This window comes from Streptomyces sp. NPDC091280 (genome assembly GCF_044768565.1).
GTDB lineage: Bacteria > Actinomycetota > Actinomycetes > Streptomycetales > Streptomycetaceae > Streptomyces.
In genome coordinates this window covers 1-16,234 of the sequence record NZ_JBIVUZ010000021.1, presented here as the reverse complement: position 1 = coordinate 16,234, position 16,234 = coordinate 1, and the positions used below count along the sequence as shown (strand labels likewise).

Here is a 16,234-nt window from a genome sequence, read left to right as displayed (position 1 = left end):
CCGGGTCACCGGTTCAGGTGATCAATGGCGGGCCCTGCGGGGCTGTCAGGCGTCGTCCGCTCCCGCCGAATCGTGCCCCTGACACAGAAGGCCGAAGAGGTCCTCGACCGGCGTGCTCAACGCATGGGCGAGGGCGTGCCAGGTCTTCAGCGTGCCGATGGTGCGGCCCTGCTCGATCTCGATGAGAGTGCGCCTGGCCAGGCCACTGCGGGCGGCGAGCTCGTCATAGCTCCAACCCCGCGCCGCCCGCAGACGCGCGAGCTCCATGCGCAGCGCGTCGAGATTCGGATCGGGCGGGAAGATCGTCACTCGTCAATCCGACGGTGCAGCACCCTGCCCTGTCAGTGCAGACCTCTGCCCTACTTTCCGGTCGGGCGCCCGGACGGGCGGGCAGAGGTCTGCACTATCGTGCGGCCGTCAGCCGCGTCCGGCCGCCCGCATGAGGCCGGCAACGGCGCGGATGGGCGGGAGGAGCACGTGCCCGATGAGGCTCTGTACAACACATGCGGCAGTGCGGCGCGTCTGGGCCGTCGAACTGCGGCCACAGCACGGCGGACCGGTGCTCGTCTGTCCTCTGTGCACCCCTGCGGTCCAGCCTCTGGAGGCATCCTCCGCGCGGTCGGCGGTTCTTGCCCATCTCGCCGTGCATGCCCGCCGTGACGTGCTCGCTCCCCATTTCCGCACCTGTCAGTGCCGGGAACGCGGTTGTCGGTGGCATCCGCGTCATCACGGGTGCGCCGGCGCCGTACTGCTGGTGCTCATGCGCGAGCACGGCGGCCGGATCTGGCGCCTGGCCGACATGTGTGCCGCGTGCGCGGGAGCGGTTCCGCATGCCGCAGCCGTTCCTGACACTATGACGTCCTGCAGATCCGGCCCGGCCCGTGCCCGACGTCGGGGGAGCCGGCCGCACGGGCACGACGAACGACGGCGCGTCCGGGAGACGCTCACCCATCTCGCGACGGTCCTGCCCCGCTTCTCTTCTCCGATCGCCCGGCTGCTCGCGCTGCAGTGCGCGCTGCGCGCGGACGGCCACGGCCAGGTGCACCTGCCGGGCGGGCTCCTGCGCGCCATGCGCCTGGGCGGTCACGCCATGCCCTGGCAGGAGCTGGAACACGCTGGCTGGCTGCGCTACCTGCCGACGGACGCGAACAAGCGGCAGGGCGGTGTGGAAGCACAACTGCTCGGTGCCGATGCCCTCACGCCGTCGCCCGGGCGGACAGGCCGGGCACGAGCCGCGCACTGGGCACTGCACCCGGCCCCGCTGACCGTGGCCCGAGCCGCACCGCCCGCGATACAGCTGACCGCTCTCGTGCTGGCCGCGCACACGGCGGCTGACACCGGACGGGCCGACGCCGAGAACCTCACCCGCCTGTGCGGACTGTCGCAGGCCCAACTGGACGACCTCTTCGACCAGTTGCTGCGTGCGAACGTCCTGGAAGCGTGGAACTGCGACGGCGACGCCGGTGAAGTCCACTGGAAGCCCCGTCCGGAACATCAGCGTGAGCCGTAGCAACCGGCCGCACGTCCACTCGCCGCTCACCTTGCGCGGGCTCGTCCAGGTCAGGTGCGAGCAACAGTAGAGCGCGCACCGACCGGCACGGCAGATCCGTACCGGATCAGGCGCACAGCCCATCGCACGGGCCGTGATACCCGCGCGGAGATTTCGGCGCGGTCTCGCGGTGAGCCAGTTCGGCAGCACAGCCGCCGCGACGAACGCGGTCGCCACCTTGATCGCCCTCACGGCCGGACTGCGGCGCACGGCAAGGAAGAGTGTTCCTTGCCTTTGCTGATGCGCTCCCCTTTAACCCGTGCCAACCGGCCAACGCCCGCGGAGCCGGAGTCCTCACAGAGCGGCATTGTGACTTCCTGCGGACGGGAGGGCGGGTGTGCAACGGTGGGAACTGGCCGAGGCCGCCACTTTCCCCCGTAGCGACGGCCCCGGCCGCCCGTTCAGCCGGCGAGGATGACGGTGATCGGCTCGTCGGGGCAGTCGACGAACTGCTGGGTGAGCGCGTCACGCTCGGTGGCGTCGATGCTCAAGCTCCACCAGGTCTTGTCGGCGACCCAATCGGTGGCGTACTGGCGCCAGTAGCCCGTGTGCGGGGGCTCCACTCGCTGAGGTCCGTGTCGGCCTTGGAGCGAACAGGGTGTACGCATCGGAGACAACCTGCACACCAGGCTGGTAAACCGGCCTGCGTCCGACCCTGTCCCCTCCTTATGCGGGGCGGGGATTGCGGGTTGCACGCCGCCAGTGCTGCGTCGCGCGACGGGCGTACGTCTTCGCGCGGCACCCTGCGCGGTAGGGCGGCAGTCGGGTGGGGCAGCATCTGCTCAGCCATCGCCTGTCCGTGAGGGGTCGTCATGCCTTCCATCCACCGTGCCGCTTCATCCGTCCTGCTCGCCTGCCTGATGCTCTCGGGCTGTTCCCCCACTGCGCTGGGCGGCTCCGCCCCATCCGGAAGCGCGAGCGGTGCGAGGGAGCCGTCGGGCGCTGGCGGGCCGGGGCGGGCGATCGCGGTGGGGGCGGGCCCGCAGAAGACATACACGGTCCAACAGCAGCCGGCCGCAGGCACCTGCCACTACCGGTACCTCAAGGGCGAGCCGCTGGAGGACCCCAAGTGCACGCCCGGTGCCATCTCCCCGGCGGTCACCCAGTCGAACCTGAAGTCGACGATCTGCCGCAAGGGCGGCTACACCTCCGGCATCCGCCCCTCCACCTCGGTCACCGGCAAGGAGAAGAAGCTCAACGCCGCCTCCTACGGCTTCACCGGCCGCATGAGCGACGCCGAATACGACCACCTCATCAGCCTGCAGCTCGGCGGGGACCCCAACGACTACCGCAACCTGTGGGTGGAACCGGCCGACCCCGGCCACAAGAAGGGCTCCGGGGTCAACAACAAGAAGGACCCGGTGGAAACGAAGCTGCACACCGCGGTCTGCAAGGGCACCGTCACCCTCGCCGCCGCCCAGAAGGCCATCGTCACCGACTGGACCACCGCCCTCAGCAACCTTCACCTCGGCGGATAAAGACGACAGAAGGAGGGAGCGCTTCAGCCAGCGGTCGGAAACCGAAGTCGGTGGATGGTCTCTGATCACATAGCCTCTCCTGGCATACACACGACAAGGGGAGAGTCATGAGAGGCAGAACGGCCTGGGCCGCAGCCGGTGGGGCGGCGGTCCTGGTGCTGACGGCGGCGACCGGGGCGCACGCGGAGGGGCGGGGCGATGTCCGAGTGGTGAAGACCGTCGTCAACGGCGGTGGCAACGTCATCGTGGGTACGGCGAAGACGATCCGCTACCCGGTCGACATCACCGTGAAGGACAACTCGGGGGTGAAGGGGCTCACGCACGTCAGCACCTTCAACAAGTCGAGCGCCTACACCTTCGCGACCTGGAACGACGACTCCTCCTGCACGAAGAAGAGCGCGACCACCTCGGTGTGCCGGGCCACGCTGACCATCGACCCCGCCTGGATCGCAGACAGCGACGACATCGACACCAACAAGGTCGCTGGTGTCTGGCAGATCAACGCCACGGTCAAGGCGAACGACGGCGACTACTGGATCTCGGACCACATCGCCGAGTACAAGGTCAAGCGGGCAGCCCAGCTCACCACCGTGATCACGCCCACGAAGGTCGCCAAGAACGCCAAGGTGACCGTCACCGGCAAGCTGTCGCGGGCCAACTGGGAGGACCGCAAGTACCACGGCTTCCCTGGGCAGCAGGTCAGGCTCCAGTTCAGGAAGAAGGGCGCCGCCCACTACGCCACGGTCAAGACCGTCACGACGGGCAACATCGGGCAACTGAGCACCAAGGTGACCGTCACCTCGGCGGGCAGCTGGCGCTGGTACTTCCCCGGCACCACGACCACCTCGCTGAAGGCATCGGCCGGAGACACCCTCAACCTGAAGTAGCCGACGAGCGACATCCAGAAATCTTCTTCGGCCACCGCACATCCCATGGGCCGCAGCGGTACGTGTGGTCGGCACCAGGTGCCGACCACGACACAGGGGCGTTGTCAGTGGGAACGGATACGGTCCGCACCATGACGTCGACGGCGACTCACTCCGACACGGCGCGGTGGCTGCTGGAGGTCACCGCAGCCGCAGCTCCCGCCGACCCGACCACCTTCGAAGAACAGCGGCAACTCCTGCGCTCCGTCGCCCAGTTCGACTCCGCCTCACGGACGTGGTGGACGTACATCGGCGTGCTCGATATCCGTGCGCTGGAGATCCTTCAGCGCCTGTACGAGGCCGCGCGGCGGTTCGGGACCGAGGTGCGCGTTCAGGCGGTCGCCGCCCCGGACGCCTGGAGTGGTCCCTGCTTCACAGCCGTCGGCGAACTCGCGGCGCTCACAGCGGCGCAGGCCGGCCAGGGTCGGCGGTTGGGAGCTTCCGGTCCTCTGACTCGCTCCGGCGCACGGATCGGCGGCAGACGTTGCACGGCTTTCCATCCCCGTGCTGTGACTCCTCCGCAGCCCCAGCGCCGCGGGGCGGAAACGGTGACGTGAGCTGACCGGGGGGCCAACTCTGGTAATGGCAGGACGAGTTGGGATGAGTGCTGCTCCTCGGGTGCTGGGCCATGGCACTTACCCGGTGCCAGAGCCCTGCCCCCGGCGTGGCACTCGAGCTCCGTACGACGCAGCCGGTCCCGCTGTCGCAGGCGGCCACCGGGACACCGGTGAAGACCCGTGAGCCGGCGTCCGTGGGCCTCTGTCAGGAACTCGCCGCGCACCAAGCGGCACGGCCCGAATGGCACATCGACGCGGACATCACTGAGGCGGTGGAGCGGCAGGCCCGGGCGATGCGCGCGCTAAGCGCCCGCGCATTCCCCGAAGCCGAGCCGGAAACGGACTCGATCGACGCAGCCCGTGCTCAGCGTTGTCGTGGCAATGAACGGTGAAGGGGAACGGGTGCGCGCACTCGAGAAGAGTTGGAAGCGACCTGACCCGCCCGCTTGTTCGCACACTTCGAACCCGGTGCGACGGCCCTGCTACGAGCGTCACTGCTGCGTGACGGTCCGTCGGATCTGCCCGGGTGCCGCAGCCCACGGATGCATGCTCGCCTCTCCGAACGACCAGAAGGGGCAGACCATGCTTACGAAAGTCCGGGGCGCAATCGCGGCAGCAATGATGGCGGGGGCGCTCCTGGTGCCCGTAGCCGTGGCGACCGATGCGGCCGCCGCGTCCTGCGCGCGGCACACGACGGGCGTCTGCAAGGCGAACTCGCCGCATCCGCGCGGCGCAACCGCGAAGTGCAAGGACGACTCGTACTCCTACAGTGCCCACGCCCGCGGGACGTGCTCGCACCACCGAGGCGTCAAGTACTGGTACCGGTAGCCGACAAACGGCACCGCTGTCCGGGGCACTCCGGGCAGCGGCTGCCAAGGTGTCCGCCCAGCCCAGGCTTCGCCAGCCCCCGCTGGCGGCGCGGACGATCATGCCGTGGCTGACAGCGACGGGAAAGATCGCGGAGCCCAGGACATGCGCGACGAAGCGGACGGAGCCAGGCACGGCACCCGGCTGCGGAACCTCGCGCCCGGCTCCGTGCCCGCACCAGGGCCTGACAACTGCGCATCCAGGCGCCGGAGGCGCCCAAGGGTCCAGTGAGGACACGGGAGTTGGCCAGTGCCGGCTACCACCGTGCTCTCGCCGCCCACTGGGCAGGCCGCACCGGCCCGCCCAGTCGACCCGGACATCTCGGAGGCGGTCGAACGGCAGACCGTCGCGATGCGCGAGCTCAGCCAACGTGCTTTCCCCGAGCCGGAGTGGGAATCAGAGTCGATCGATGCGGCCCGCACTCAGCGCCGTCGTGAGGCCGACGCCTCCGGTACCCGCGCGCTGCGCTGGGCCCGGGCGGGAGGAGCCGGACCCTGACGTGCAGCAGTCTGGGCTGTGGACCACGATGTGAACCCGCCCGCGCTAGCAACGGGCTGATCCACGTAGATCTGGAGACACCGTGTTCCGAAGCCAGGTATAACGAGCGTTGTGCGGCTATATCGAGGTCAAAAGGACTGGTGGGCGGGCATGTCAGTCACTGCGCCTTCGGTGCGGTCGGGATACGATCCGGATGCGGAACAGTTTGCCAAGCAGCAAGTCGCCCGCCTGATGCGGATGTTGTCGAAAGCAGACAAGGGCGATCTGCAGGCACGCGATGATCTGGAGTCAGAGCTCCTACACCTCCAGAGCACCCGGTATACCAACCCCTTCGTCTCCTGCAGCCGCTACTGGTCGGTTGCACAGGGCTTCGCGACGTACGGGGACACACCTGGATACGTACTCACGATCGAGGGAGAAGGGCCGGGCCTTGACATTTCTGCCGTCCGCGCGAGGCATCAGATGTTCGGTGACGCTGTAGACCACCTCGCCGAGTTCGGGATCCCCGAAGCACTGGGAGAGAACTTCCAGGTGGTCACGGTGCACCGCGTGCAGTCCCACGGCCAGCCCTCGGAGGTGGTGTTCCCGTGAGGGCTTCTACGGCAGGGCTGGATGAACGCATCGGCTACTTCGCCTGGGCCTTCGAGAACCTTCCGGCCTTGGCGGACATTTCAGATGCCGTGACGAGGCGGTCGGCGGCTCCTTCCAGCGGGTTTGCTGATCGGGTCCGCGTTGCCGCCAAGAACGCCTTCCATCTGGAGACCACAAGTGATCAAGACTTTGGGGACGCGCAGACGTACTGGTCCTTGGGCGGCTCAGCGGACTACCCCTTTGGTTTCCGCACCCCTCTGCGATACGCCGACGTAATCGGCAGTCCCAGCAGGTACTTGAGTGATCCTCAACGCTACTTCGGTGCCGACGCCGCGCTGTTGGATGCCCGCGGAGATGCCGCCGCCTACAGGCTCATGCTCAACTGTTTCCTGATGCCATTCCTGAGCAACACCACCAGCCTTCCCTGGCTCGGTGTCCTCATACTGCGTGGCCCGCTCGACAGGCAGTTCACCATCGCCCGCTTCCTCAAGATCATGACTGAAGCCAACGTCGGTGGAAGTGATGACAGCCCACCGAGCAGGGCCTTGGTGCTCGACTGGGTTCGCGCCATCCAAGAAGGCGACGTCTCCGTTCGCCGCGACACCGACCTGCAGGAGACGGTGGACACCTATCTCGTGGCTCGTCGCGGGCGCCGACGGTGGAGAAGAGGAGGCCGAGGTGAGTGATGAGCCATCAGCGCGGACCGACGCCGGCCAGACGCTGGAACTTGTCGAGAATCAGCTCGCCCGACACATCCGCGCGTTTTCCTCAGCGAAGCGGTTCTTCCGTCGTATGTCCCTCATCCAGACAGTGAGCACCGCCACGCTCGCCGCGACGACAACCTTGCTCATCGGCCTGGCTCAGGTGTACGAGCACGCCTGGCTGAACGCGCTGTCGCTCGCATCCTCCTCACTGGCAACAGTCTCCGCCGCATGGACCGGCTGGTACGGCGCACGAGAGGGGTGGGTGACCAACCAGAGGGCCCTGAACCGGCTGTATGAACTCCGGTCCCGCATCGCGTTCGAGTCAACACTCCGGGACCGTGCTTCCGAGACAGACAGAGCGGCCCAGTACTACGCCGAGTACCAACGCATCCTGAATGACGCCAACAGCCAATGGGAACAAAACCGGCTCAGCCAAACCCAGTGATCGTTGGACCCGACGAGGCTCACCTGTCAGACAGTCCGAAAGGCTCTCCCGCCGACGGCCGTCCAGGCCAAGCAGCATGCCCGCGCAACCCCGCAGCACGCTTCCTCCACAAACCGCTGCCGAGATGAACACACGGCAAGTGGTGGGTAGTTGGGGCGTCACCGATCCTTGGTGGCGCCCCAACTACCATGCCACGGAGCACCGGTTGGGGCGCGCCGCTCGGGCCGGGCGTCAGACGAGGCCGAGTGCATCCAGCGTGGTCAGGGAGAGTCCCATGGAGACGGCGAAGGCACCTCCAGCGGAGAGGATGGCCTCGGCTGTGGAGGCACCGGTGGTGCGGGTGAGGATGGCAGCGTCGGTGGCCACGATCATGGAGACCAGGGCGCAGATCACCACCAGCAGCGCCTTGTCGCGGAACGTCGGGTCGGGCATCGGTCCGGTTGACCTTTCCGGTGGCCGGACCTGGGGTGCAGCGGCACTTAGCCCGACCACCACGTTTTGTGTACGTGGGATCTTGCTGAGGCCGTGCCGACGTTCACTGGTCTCGCTGCCGTGCCAAAGCCGTCCTGTGGCTGTCCGTCCCGGTCTGCTCGGTGTCCGCTTGGTCGTGGTCTCACCAAAGGCCCAGAGGCTCAGCCGCCGGAATTGCCTATACCCACACGCTCCAGGACGGGCACGATGAGGCTCAAGCCCGCTTCGGGGCGCCTTGGTGTCGGCCGACCCAGGACATGTCGGAGTTCCCGGGCTTGCACACGTCGGTCGTGCCCGCGCTGTAACCGAAGGGGCAGGTGTCAACGCCCGCGACACGCACACGTGTTCAGGCCGACTGCGCGCTGCCGGGCGAGGACTGCTCGGTGGGCTGGTCCAGCTGCTGCTGTCGGCGCCGCTGCTCGTTGCGCAGGTCTTCCACGTTCTTCGTGAGCAGAGCGAGGGCGCTATCCGGGTCCTCGTCCTTGTAGACGGCGACGCCGTACTCGTAGCCATTGAGCTGTTCCTCGATGGCGTCCGCGGTCTGCTGGAGGAAGTAGGCCCGCTCCCGGTACTTGTAGTAGCCGGTGATGGCTGCGGACACGGTGATGGTGAAGCTGACGGCAATCGTGAGGATCCGCTGCCAGGTCATCGGCTCGGTGTCCAGGGAGGACACGGTGGTGACCAGGGCGGAGCCCACCATGATGAGGGTCTGCAGCGAGTTGTGGACGCGTCGGTAGCGGCGGCTTTCCCGCTGGTACTGCTGGATGATCCCGTGGACGTCGTCGCGGTAGCGGCGGCGCCGGTCGCCGAGTTCTGGGTACTGATCAGCCCGGGCCATCGCCAGTTCGGTACGGAGCGCCTCCGCCAGCGCTTCCAGCTCTGGCAGGGGTTTGAACACAGTGCGCACACCGTCGCCGAGGTCCCGGGGCCTGTCCCACACACCGAACCACAGCGCGGCGGACAACAGCAGGACCAGCCCGCATCCGACGGCAGGCTTCACGTACGGAAAGGAGGTCCCCCAGGCCAGGATGGTGCCTACTGTCCCGGCCAGGAATGCCATCGCGCCGACGACGACACACGCGCGTTGAGTCCGGGCGCTGAAGCGCACCTTCGCGGTGGCGCGTTCCATGTCGAGCAGTGCCGCCGTCAGGTACAGCACGTCCCGTTCCTGCGGCGGCTCGTCTTCGGCCCCGTCGTCCGCGAGCGCGGCCTGCGCGCTCGCTATCCGGCGTGGGTAATCGTCGTCGATATGGCGGGTCACCTGGTGTGCCCCTCCTTCTCCGAAATTCCGTCAGAGGCGAGGCGCTCAGTGAACTCCCCGTCTTTGCCTGCCTGTTGGCGATTACGATGACCTTGCCATGAACGACTCGGTACCGACGAGACGGCACGAGGACACGGGCTCGGCCACGTCCCGGCGGGAACGGCGACGTCGACACCGGTGTATCGCCCCAGGACGGCGGCCACGGCCAGCCCATCCAGGCACCTCCCGACCCGCCGCTCGACTTCGAGGGCTTCTATCTGGGGCACCAGGAGTTCCGCTTCCCCCGTAGTGGCGGGCCGGAGCCGCGTTCAGCGGGCGAGGGTGACGGTGATCGGCCGGTCGGGGCAGTCGGCGAGCTGCTGGGTGAGAGCGTTGCGCTCGGTGGCGTCGATGCTGAGGCCCCACCGGGTCTTGTCGGCGATCCAGTCGGTGTCGTACTGGCACTGGTAGCCCGCGTACGGGGGCAACCATTCACTGGGGTCCTTGTCCGCCTTGGACCGGTTGCTCGCCGCGGACACCGCGATCAGGTCACGCGCATCACCGAGGTCGTTGGCGTAGTCCTCACGCTCCTTCGCCGTCCAGGCGGAGGCACCGGAGTCCCAGGCCTCGGCGAGAGGGACGAGGTGGTCAACATCGAGCTTGCTCGCGCTGTCGAGATAGCGGTCGCCGTAGGGGGAGTACCAACTACCTCCGGTCAGAACGCAGTTGGGCCCCTGGGTCGGGGCGGTGACGGCCTCGGCCTTGAGGACCTCCGCCCTCGTGTTGCAACCGTCCCGGTCCGCGTCGATCCAGTGGCGGAACTTCGAGCGTTCGTAGCCGGTGCGGTTCTCGCTCTGGACGAAGAGCGCGGCCAGGGCGTCACGGACGGGCAGGGCCAAGGTGTCGCCGGGGGCGGCGGAATGCTCAAGTGTGGCCGCTTGGGCGGTGGTCGGGGTGAGCAGAGCGGTGAGCACGGACAGCGCGGCGGCGGCTTTACGGGCGGCGGGGGTGAAGCGCACGGTGGGATTCCCCTTCGAAGATCGCAGACAGTCGTGATCTTCGTACTGGGGCTGCATCCGCCACGCCCGCCGATCCTTCGCCGCGTCACCCGAGCGGACGGTAAGTCACACCAGAGGTGGCCACAGCACCTCAAGGATGAACAGGGCTCCCCATGTGCATCGTGCCCTTATCGGATCTCGTGCCGAATGGTGAGTGGAATCTCGCAATTGGACGCTCGCCGAAGCGGGGGCACTAAGGTCAACCCTGCAGGCGCGGAGTCCGGCGAGCCGACATGTCGTCAGTCTCTGCGTGATCCGTGAACCACGACCCGGACTCCTGCCCTCCACCGCTCGTTTGTGGGAGCTTCGGCTTGCCGCCCGACCCTTTCGCCTGCTGTACCTGAGCTTTACTGTCGGCGTGGAACTCAGTTCTGACCGTTTCCGGTCGAGCTGAGCAAACATCCCGGCGCTGGTTCGACCGCTGTTATGAAAGTGTCGAATCGGTGGATGCGCTCACTTTGTGGATCCTGGCGGCGTCAGGCGCCGCAACCGCGGTCGTAGTTACCGTGCGCAGCTTTTTGGAACAGCTTCCCGATCTTTTCCATGCCTGGCACCGGGCTCGACGGGCCTTGCGGGAGAGGGAACCGGATAGCGAGTAATACGTCGGCGCACCGGGTGTGAGCCCATGGGGCCTCGGCGCCACGATCGGAGCGGCCGAGAGATCCCGGCTGCTCGCGAAGGTGAGCGCCGCGGGCTCCCCTCCGGCCCGACGTCGATACCCCGACCTCCGCGCCCGCTCCAGATCGCCCATGCGCAGGCTCTCCAACTCCAACAGCCATAGTGCCAGCGCACGCTTCAGGTCCTGGACGTCTCCAATAAGGCCCCATGTGATGGCCAGTCCGGGCGAATCACCCGCCGTTTAGAAGGTGATCCCGGCTAGGCTCCTCGCCATGCCCGAGCCCCGTCGCGACGCCGCAGGTCTCGCCGTGCGGATCACCCACCAGGCCGCCGCCCTGCGTAGCGCGCTCGACACCCGCGAGCAGCCCACCGCCGCCGGTGATTTCGAGCACGACCACGGTCCGCACATCTTCGCCCGCCGCCTGCTGAAGGGTATCGACAAACACGTCGCACCCGATCAGGCGCCGACCACCGACGGCATGGTCCAACTGGACCTGGACACCGAGCCATTGCGCGAGGCCCTCGCACTACGGGAGGACGTCACCGCGCACCGCCAGGAGATCGACTGGGAGCTGCACTCGCGGGCGTACATACTGCTGGCCACCGTCGACTTGCGCACCGTCGGCTACCCCGACTTCGATGTGTGCGTCGACGAGGCGCTCCTCGGGCGGAAGCGAGCACGTCCGTTCAGTGAGCTGGTCGCCGCCACTCTGGCCGACTGGCCAGCCGAGCAGCTCACCGGGCCTGCCACTGAACTCGTCTTCCAGGGCGCGAAGTTGACGTCCGACGTGGCCGCCGCACTGCGGACGGAGCTGGACGCATGAGCCGCATTCCCGATCCGCCCCGCGAGGAGCTGCGGGTGATCGGCGCGTTCGTCAAGGCCCGGATGCTCGACGAGGCGCAGACCGCCGTGGCCGGCCGCTGGCCCACCAGGACTGCGGCGCCCGAGCTGGTCGCCGTCGCCGTCGCGCTGGTCAGCAGCCGGGCGATGCTGGCGGAGATGCTCGCCGACACGGACTACGGGGACAACCGGATCCGCGCGATCGTCGCGCCCCTGCACGAGATGGCCGAGCAGGGGAAGACCTATACGCATTTCCAATCCACCTGGCCGACACGGCAGTTGGACGCGCTCTTTGCTCAGCCCAAGCTGGCCCCCCGGCGAGCGAGAACGTCATGACCGAGGCGAACGCGGACGGCGCAACCACGGCGGTCAACACGGAGGTGTCTGTAGACGCCGACGGGGCGCACGTGGCACGGCCGGGCAGTTGGCGCAGGCCGGGGATCGCCGACGGCCGGATCTACGATCCGGGTCGGGAGGTGGAGCACCCGGGCAGTGAGGTGGTCTTCCCTCCGGTCCCCAACGGCCTGGACTACCTGCTCAGCGTGGTCGAGCACCTGGAGTCCGGAGACGAGCGGGTCAGCGCCCGGGACCTGAAGTACGCCGTGCTGCACCTGGCCGCTGGCGCCGAGGTGCTCCTCAAGGCTCGGCTCCAGCTGGAGCACTGGTCGTTGGTCTTCAAGGACCCGGGTCAGGCCAAACGGTCGGAGCTGGAGAGCGGCACACTGAAGAGCTGCGGCCCGGACGAGACCGTGCAGAGGCTGAAGGACATCGCCGGCATCGTCATCAGTGACAAGGACACGAGCGCCCTGTGGAAGCTGGCGAAGCACCGCAACTCCCTTCAGCACTACGGGCTGTTCGGACAGAGTGGCAACGCCCGTGCGGTAGAGAGCCAGGCTGCGGAGGTGCTGGACTTCCTCATCCGCTTCCTCGACGAGGAACTGCTGCCCGCCCTGCCGCCACACGAGGCCGAGCAGTCGACCACCGACATAGAACGCATCCGCGGCGGCCTCTCACAGATCCGCGGCTTCGTCACCAAGCGCATGCAGCGCATCCGCGCCGAACTGGAGCCGATTCGGGAACGCACCCTGCAGTGCCCAGACTGCGACCAGTGGTCCCTTGTCCCCGACCGCGAGCGGAACCGCGTCCACTGCCGGTTCTGCGGTGGAGTACGGCCGGCCGACGACGGGGCCATCGCCTACGCCGCGTTCGTCCTGGGCCGCGACCCGATGTCGCCGGACGTGTTCGGGATGATGGCCGTCGAGGTGTGCCCGGACTGCAACGACGAATGCCTCGTCCCCGGGGTCAAGACAGCAGCAGCCCCCGACGATCCGGTGTACTTCTGTTTCACATGCGCGCGGGCCGTACCGGGGATGATGCAGTGCAGCCGCTGCTTCGTTCCGTGCCGCCCGCGGGAAGGCGAGAGCGTTTGCCCCGACTGCGCCGCAGTGGGAGCCTGACCGGACTACGGAGCGCCACTCTGCGGCTGGCTTCCGGCGGATGGACAAGGGAGCTGTACGGGGCCGGAGTTGAGGGCGGGGGAGACGTTGCCGCAGCCATGCGGCAACCGAGGTGACAGCGGGGGCGTTCGTGGCTGTGTTCACTCAACGCGTTGTCGCGCTGGTGGAGTTGACCGGCGGCCAGGCCGACCAGCGGCGTTTCGAGGACGAGTGCGACCGCCGGGGCTGGGCCGTCCTAGAACGGCCTGAGGAGAATGCAGGAGCGCAGCGGAACGTCTCTGCGGACGTCCGGTACGTGGTGGAGCTGAGGCAGCTCGGAATCGCTTGGCGTGCGGCAGCAGGGGCCAACGAGCAGGTGAAGGAGGCGGCACGCCGTCTCGATCTGGCCGCGCGGGTGCTCACGGCGGACCGGATGGTCACGGATGGCCCTGCCCAGGTTTTTGAGTGGCGCCCGGTCACCGCCCGCTCCTGGCGGCTCGGGGGTACGTCACGACCTCCCATGGCAGGCCGACGGATGTGGGCGGCCGACGAGCAGGAGGCCCTGCGGCTGGCACGTCGGGCCTTGCCGGGAGCTGCGCCGACGCCGTCCGGGGTGCGGGTGAGCAGCGAATCGCTGGCTGACGCCCATTCGCTGGCCAACCGCCGGAACGTGAAGCTGGGCGCGATCATCTGGTTCGCGTTGAACCTGGTGGCCTACGGGAACAGTACTGCCCTGTCCGCGCTCCGCGTCGTGTCGGCGCCCAGAGCGGCCGTCAGCATAGGCTCGGTGGTCGCGGGGTGCTGGCTCACGCAATTCTCCGTGCGCAGACCATGGGCGTTCGCAGGCGAACTGAAGCCACTCGGCGGCGCCTTCCTCACCCTCGCCCTATGTCTCCTCGCGGCCGCCCTTGGGGTGAGAACGGGGCCAGGCGGCTGGGAGGCAGGTCCCGTCGGCGAACAAGCCCGCACCTTGGTAGCCATCGCCTGGCTTCTCCTCCGGATCGCGCTGGTGCTGGGCGGACTATTCCTCCTCGGGTACTCATCGGGCTGGAGAACCCTGGCCCCTTGGCTGATTCCCTTCGCAATCCCGGTCATCATCGGCCTGGTACCGGGAGCGGGCGAGGCGGTGGTTCGCCAGTACCTGGACGCCTTCGGGACGGAGCCCGACGACGTAGGAGTGCCGTTGTACTGGCAGTTCAGGGCCTCCGCACCCATGCTGCTAGGGCTCACGCCCTGGCTGCTGATGCCGGCGATCTTCCTCGGCTATCTCAGACTCCTGCACGTGCCGCTCCGGAGCCGGGGAGTGATGACGGTCTCCTGCATCGTCGCGCTCCTCATGGGCTACGTCACTCTCAGCGGCTCCCTGCTGGATTCGGCCCGCAGGGACGGCCGGCAGGCCGAGAAAGCGGCGGCGGATTGGCGTACACCGCCTCCGTTCTACGGGATCACCCCGAGCTGGGTGTGCGCCGCTCCTCTGGCCGGTGACGATCCCGCCCGCATACCCGTCGTGGGCGGGATCTTCTCTCCCGGCCGCGCCTACCTCATGCTCGGCGACTCTGCGGGCACGGCTGTGCTCTGGGCGCCGTCGGCGGCCGGGACGGAGGGGGCAGAGACTTTGCAGGTTCCGCTGGCCAAGGTGCGGATACGTGATGCCGATGCCCCCGCGTCCGGGTGCACGTAAAGCTGCTGGCCACAGGTAGCCCGGGGCCTCCCCAGCAACGCACTCAACCGGACGGAGCTCGCTGTTGCGGCGGTCAGTCTTCTGGGCGCTTCGGCGCTTCAGCTGGCCACTTCTCGTCGCAGTCGGCGATGTGCTGGACCAACGCACTATCAGCCAGTAGGTGGTCTGGCAGCCTCGTGCCCGAGATGACCGTGGTCTCAAGAAGCTGCGAAGCCTCGACCAGCGCAAAGAAGGTTCCATCGTCCCTGATCAGCTTCGCGTACGCCAGATTCACGCCGCCCAACTCTGCATCCTGAAGGTCCGCCCCGGCCAGAGAGACCTCACGCATGCTCGCGTCTCCCATCTTCGCCTTGTGGAAATGGCCCCCCTCCATGAACGCTTCGTCCATGTGTGCTCGGCGCAGGTCGACGCCTTCCGCTGCCACCGGTCCCAGAGTTGCCTTGAAGAAGTTTGCCCCGCCGAGGTGAGCTTCTGTGAGCCTCGCGCCCATCAGGTCGGCTAGGGCGAAGACCACCCCCTCCATTCGTACCCCGGCCAGGTTGGCACCGCGCAGGCTGGTGTTTCTCAGGTCGATCGAGAAGTCTTCCGTCCGTTCTGGGCGGTAACCCAGAACCGTCAACGCAGCCTGGACATCATTCTTCACGGTGGTCCGGCCCCACGGCACATCATCGGGGTATACGATCTTCGGCGCTTTCTCGCGGATGAAAGCGGCCAGCAACTGCACGATCGTCTCGTGGTCCTTCTCCGAGTCCCGCATGATCCGTTCCAACGCATAGATGCCGGCCATACGCGCCGTCACCCCTTCAGCGTCCAGCAACGCCACCGCCTTCACGTAGCGGTCGGTGATCTGCCCCTCCTTGGCCAACACGGCCTGCTCCAGGTCCTTCACCCGGTTCGAGCGCTGGATCTCCTGTGCATGCGCGAACTGCTCTTGCGCCAAGGCGAACTGCTCTCGATCCTTCGTACGGTTCGTGAAGTAGTTGACCGCAGTGAGGACCAGCGTCCCGAGGCCGACGAGGCCGACGAGGGCAGCAGCAAGCGCGGTGCGGAGCCCAGAGACGACGGTGGCCTTCGGCCCATCGTCCTTGCCCAGGTGCGTGGGGTTGATCCCGTCGAATATTTCCGGCCCCCGCCAGAACAGAATGATGATGGCGGTGGCGACGGCCAGGGCCCCGAGGCTAACAACGGCTAACACAAAGAAGCGGCAGGGATGTGCCGCCCGCAGCCACCAGGCGAACTGTTCGGTCTCGCGACCGGTGAGGCCGTTGCCGTTG

At 67.6% G+C, this 16,234-nt stretch carries 20 protein-coding genes; 14 read left to right on the top strand and 6 right to left on the bottom strand.

The window, feature by feature from the left end; all coding sequences use genetic code 11:
• Positions 1-45: 45 nt before the first annotated feature.
• Entirely contained in the window at positions 46-309 is a 264-nt protein-coding gene (locus ACIQPR_RS44165; protein WP_403661686.1) for a helix-turn-helix transcriptional regulator, read from the bottom strand.
• Positions 310-853: 544 nt separating this feature from the next.
• Here ACIQPR_RS44165 and ACIQPR_RS44160 point away from each other — a divergent pair.
• On the top strand, positions 854-1,510 hold the full coding sequence (locus ACIQPR_RS44160; protein ID WP_403661683.1) for a hypothetical protein: 657 nt from the start codon (positions 854-856) through the stop codon (positions 1,508-1,510).
• Between the two features lie 440 nt (positions 1,511-1,950).
• On the opposite strand, the gene ACIQPR_RS44155 is transcribed toward ACIQPR_RS44160, so the two are convergent.
• Positions 1,951-2,112: a hypothetical protein gene (locus ACIQPR_RS44155; RefSeq protein ID WP_403661680.1), complete on the bottom strand. Its 162-nt coding sequence runs from the start codon at positions 2,110-2,112 to the stop codon at positions 1,951-1,953.
• A 249-nt stretch (positions 2,113-2,361) separates the two neighbouring features.
• On the opposite strand from ACIQPR_RS44155, the gene ACIQPR_RS44150 reads away from it, so the two are divergent.
• The 9 genes from ACIQPR_RS44150 (at position 2,362) to ACIQPR_RS44110 (ending at position 7,615) form a co-directional block, all read left to right on the top strand.
• Entirely contained in the window at positions 2,362-3,027 is a 666-nt protein-coding gene (locus ACIQPR_RS44150; protein ID WP_403661677.1) for a hypothetical protein, read from the top strand.
• Positions 3,028-3,134: 107 nt separating this feature from the next.
• The gene (locus ACIQPR_RS44145) at positions 3,135-3,914 is read left to right on the top strand and encodes a hypothetical protein (RefSeq protein WP_403661674.1); all 780 of its coding nucleotides are present in this window, start codon (positions 3,135-3,137) and stop codon (positions 3,912-3,914) included.
• Between the two features lie 131 nt (positions 3,915-4,045).
• The gene (locus ACIQPR_RS44140; protein ID WP_403661671.1) at positions 4,046-4,510 is read left to right on the top strand and encodes a hypothetical protein; all 465 of its coding nucleotides are present in this window, start codon (positions 4,046-4,048) and stop codon (positions 4,508-4,510) included.
• Positions 4,511-4,617: 107 nt separating this feature from the next.
• Positions 4,618-4,902 carry a hypothetical protein gene (locus ACIQPR_RS44135; RefSeq protein ID WP_403661668.1) on the top strand — a complete coding sequence of 95 codons (285 nt, stop codon included), beginning with the start codon at positions 4,618-4,620 and terminating at the stop codon, positions 4,900-4,902.
• A gap of 190 nt (positions 4,903-5,092) precedes the next feature.
• Complete coding sequence (locus ACIQPR_RS44130; protein WP_403661665.1) at positions 5,093-5,338, top strand: DUF3761 domain-containing protein; 246 nt, start codon at positions 5,093-5,095, stop codon at positions 5,336-5,338.
• Between the two features lie 288 nt (positions 5,339-5,626).
• Complete coding sequence (locus ACIQPR_RS44125; RefSeq protein ID WP_403661662.1) at positions 5,627-5,875, top strand: hypothetical protein; 249 nt, start codon at positions 5,627-5,629, stop codon at positions 5,873-5,875.
• 150 nt (positions 5,876-6,025) lie between these two features.
• The gene (locus tag ACIQPR_RS44120; RefSeq protein ID WP_403661659.1) at positions 6,026-6,466 is read left to right on the top strand and encodes a hypothetical protein; all 441 of its coding nucleotides are present in this window, start codon (positions 6,026-6,028) and stop codon (positions 6,464-6,466) included.
• Positions 6,463-7,152, top strand: a complete 690-nt coding sequence (locus ACIQPR_RS44115; RefSeq protein ID WP_403661656.1) for a hypothetical protein — start codon at positions 6,463-6,465, stop codon at positions 7,150-7,152. The genes ACIQPR_RS44120 and ACIQPR_RS44115 overlap by 4 nt, the downstream gene beginning before the upstream one ends.
• The gene (locus ACIQPR_RS44110) at positions 7,145-7,615 is read left to right on the top strand and encodes an SLATT domain-containing protein (RefSeq protein ID WP_403661653.1); all 471 of its coding nucleotides are present in this window, start codon (positions 7,145-7,147) and stop codon (positions 7,613-7,615) included. The genes ACIQPR_RS44115 and ACIQPR_RS44110 overlap by 8 nt, the downstream gene beginning before the upstream one ends.
• A gap of 231 nt (positions 7,616-7,846) precedes the next feature.
• Here ACIQPR_RS44110 and ACIQPR_RS44105 read toward each other — a convergent pair whose 3' ends face one another.
• The 3 genes from ACIQPR_RS44105 to ACIQPR_RS44095 all read right to left on the bottom strand — a co-directional run bounded on the left by ACIQPR_RS44105 (position 7,847) and on the right by ACIQPR_RS44095 (position 10,345).
• Positions 7,847-8,047, bottom strand: coding sequence for a hypothetical protein (locus ACIQPR_RS44105; protein WP_403661650.1), 201 nt, complete (start codon positions 8,045-8,047; stop codon positions 7,847-7,849).
• Positions 8,048-8,432: 385 nt separating this feature from the next.
• A complete protein-coding gene (locus ACIQPR_RS44100) occupies positions 8,433-9,347 on the bottom strand; it encodes a DUF4231 domain-containing protein (protein ID WP_403661647.1) in 915 nt (304 codons plus the stop codon).
• A 308-nt stretch (positions 9,348-9,655) separates the two neighbouring features.
• Positions 9,656-10,345, bottom strand: a complete 690-nt coding sequence (locus tag ACIQPR_RS44095; RefSeq protein WP_403661644.1) for an HNH endonuclease family protein — start codon at positions 10,343-10,345, stop codon at positions 9,656-9,658.
• A 929-nt stretch (positions 10,346-11,274) separates the two neighbouring features.
• Between ACIQPR_RS44095 and ACIQPR_RS44090 the strand changes: the two genes are divergently transcribed.
• From ACIQPR_RS44090 to ACIQPR_RS44075, 4 genes are all read left to right on the top strand, one after another.
• On the top strand, positions 11,275-11,826 hold the full coding sequence (locus ACIQPR_RS44090) for a hypothetical protein (RefSeq protein ID WP_403661641.1): 552 nt from the start codon (positions 11,275-11,277) through the stop codon (positions 11,824-11,826).
• A complete protein-coding gene (locus tag ACIQPR_RS44085; protein ID WP_403661638.1) occupies positions 11,823-12,179 on the top strand; it encodes a hypothetical protein in 357 nt (118 codons plus the stop codon). Before ACIQPR_RS44090 ends, ACIQPR_RS44085 begins: the two co-directional genes overlap by 4 nt.
• Positions 12,176-13,300: a hypothetical protein gene (locus ACIQPR_RS44080; protein ID WP_403661635.1), complete on the top strand. Its 1,125-nt coding sequence runs from the start codon at positions 12,176-12,178 to the stop codon at positions 13,298-13,300. The genes ACIQPR_RS44085 and ACIQPR_RS44080 overlap by 4 nt, the downstream gene beginning before the upstream one ends.
• Positions 13,301-13,430: 130 nt before the next feature.
• Positions 13,431-14,960 (top strand): hypothetical protein, encoded by a 1,530-nt coding sequence (locus tag ACIQPR_RS44075; RefSeq protein ID WP_403661632.1) that lies wholly within the window; start codon positions 13,431-13,433, stop codon positions 14,958-14,960.
• 73 nt (positions 14,961-15,033) lie between these two features.
• Here ACIQPR_RS44075 and ACIQPR_RS44070 read toward each other — a convergent pair.
• A partial coding sequence (locus tag ACIQPR_RS44070) for a pentapeptide repeat-containing protein (RefSeq protein WP_403661629.1) occupies positions 15,034-16,234 on the bottom strand: 1,201 nt, incomplete at its 5' end.

Bases quoted from the DNA above. Each gene is read 5' to 3' on its own strand.
- ACIQPR_RS44120 (WP_403661659.1), top strand. From the start codon at position 6,026: ATGTCAGTCACTGCGCCTTCGGTGCGGTCGGGATACGATCCGGATGCG.
- ACIQPR_RS44140 (WP_403661671.1), top strand. From the start codon at position 4,046: ATGACGTCGACGGCGACTCACTCCGACACGGCGCGGTGGCTGCTGGAG.
- ACIQPR_RS44090 (WP_403661641.1), top strand. From the start codon at position 11,275: ATGCCCGAGCCCCGTCGCGACGCCGCAGGTCTCGCCGTGCGGATCACC.
- ACIQPR_RS44105 (WP_403661650.1), bottom strand. From the start codon at position 8,047: ATGCCCGACCCGACGTTCCGCGACAAGGCGCTGCTGGTGGTGATCTGC.
- ACIQPR_RS44160 (WP_403661683.1), top strand. From the start codon at position 854: ATGACGTCCTGCAGATCCGGCCCGGCCCGTGCCCGACGTCGGGGGAGC.
- ACIQPR_RS44085 (WP_403661638.1), top strand. From the start codon at position 11,823: ATGAGCCGCATTCCCGATCCGCCCCGCGAGGAGCTGCGGGTGATCGGC.
- ACIQPR_RS44150 (WP_403661677.1), top strand. From the start codon at position 2,362: ATGCCTTCCATCCACCGTGCCGCTTCATCCGTCCTGCTCGCCTGCCTG.
- ACIQPR_RS44080 (WP_403661635.1), top strand. From the start codon at position 12,176: ATGACCGAGGCGAACGCGGACGGCGCAACCACGGCGGTCAACACGGAG.
- ACIQPR_RS44130 (WP_403661665.1), top strand. From the start codon at position 5,093: ATGCTTACGAAAGTCCGGGGCGCAATCGCGGCAGCAATGATGGCGGGG.
- ACIQPR_RS44145 (WP_403661674.1), top strand. From the start codon at position 3,135: ATGAGAGGCAGAACGGCCTGGGCCGCAGCCGGTGGGGCGGCGGTCCTG.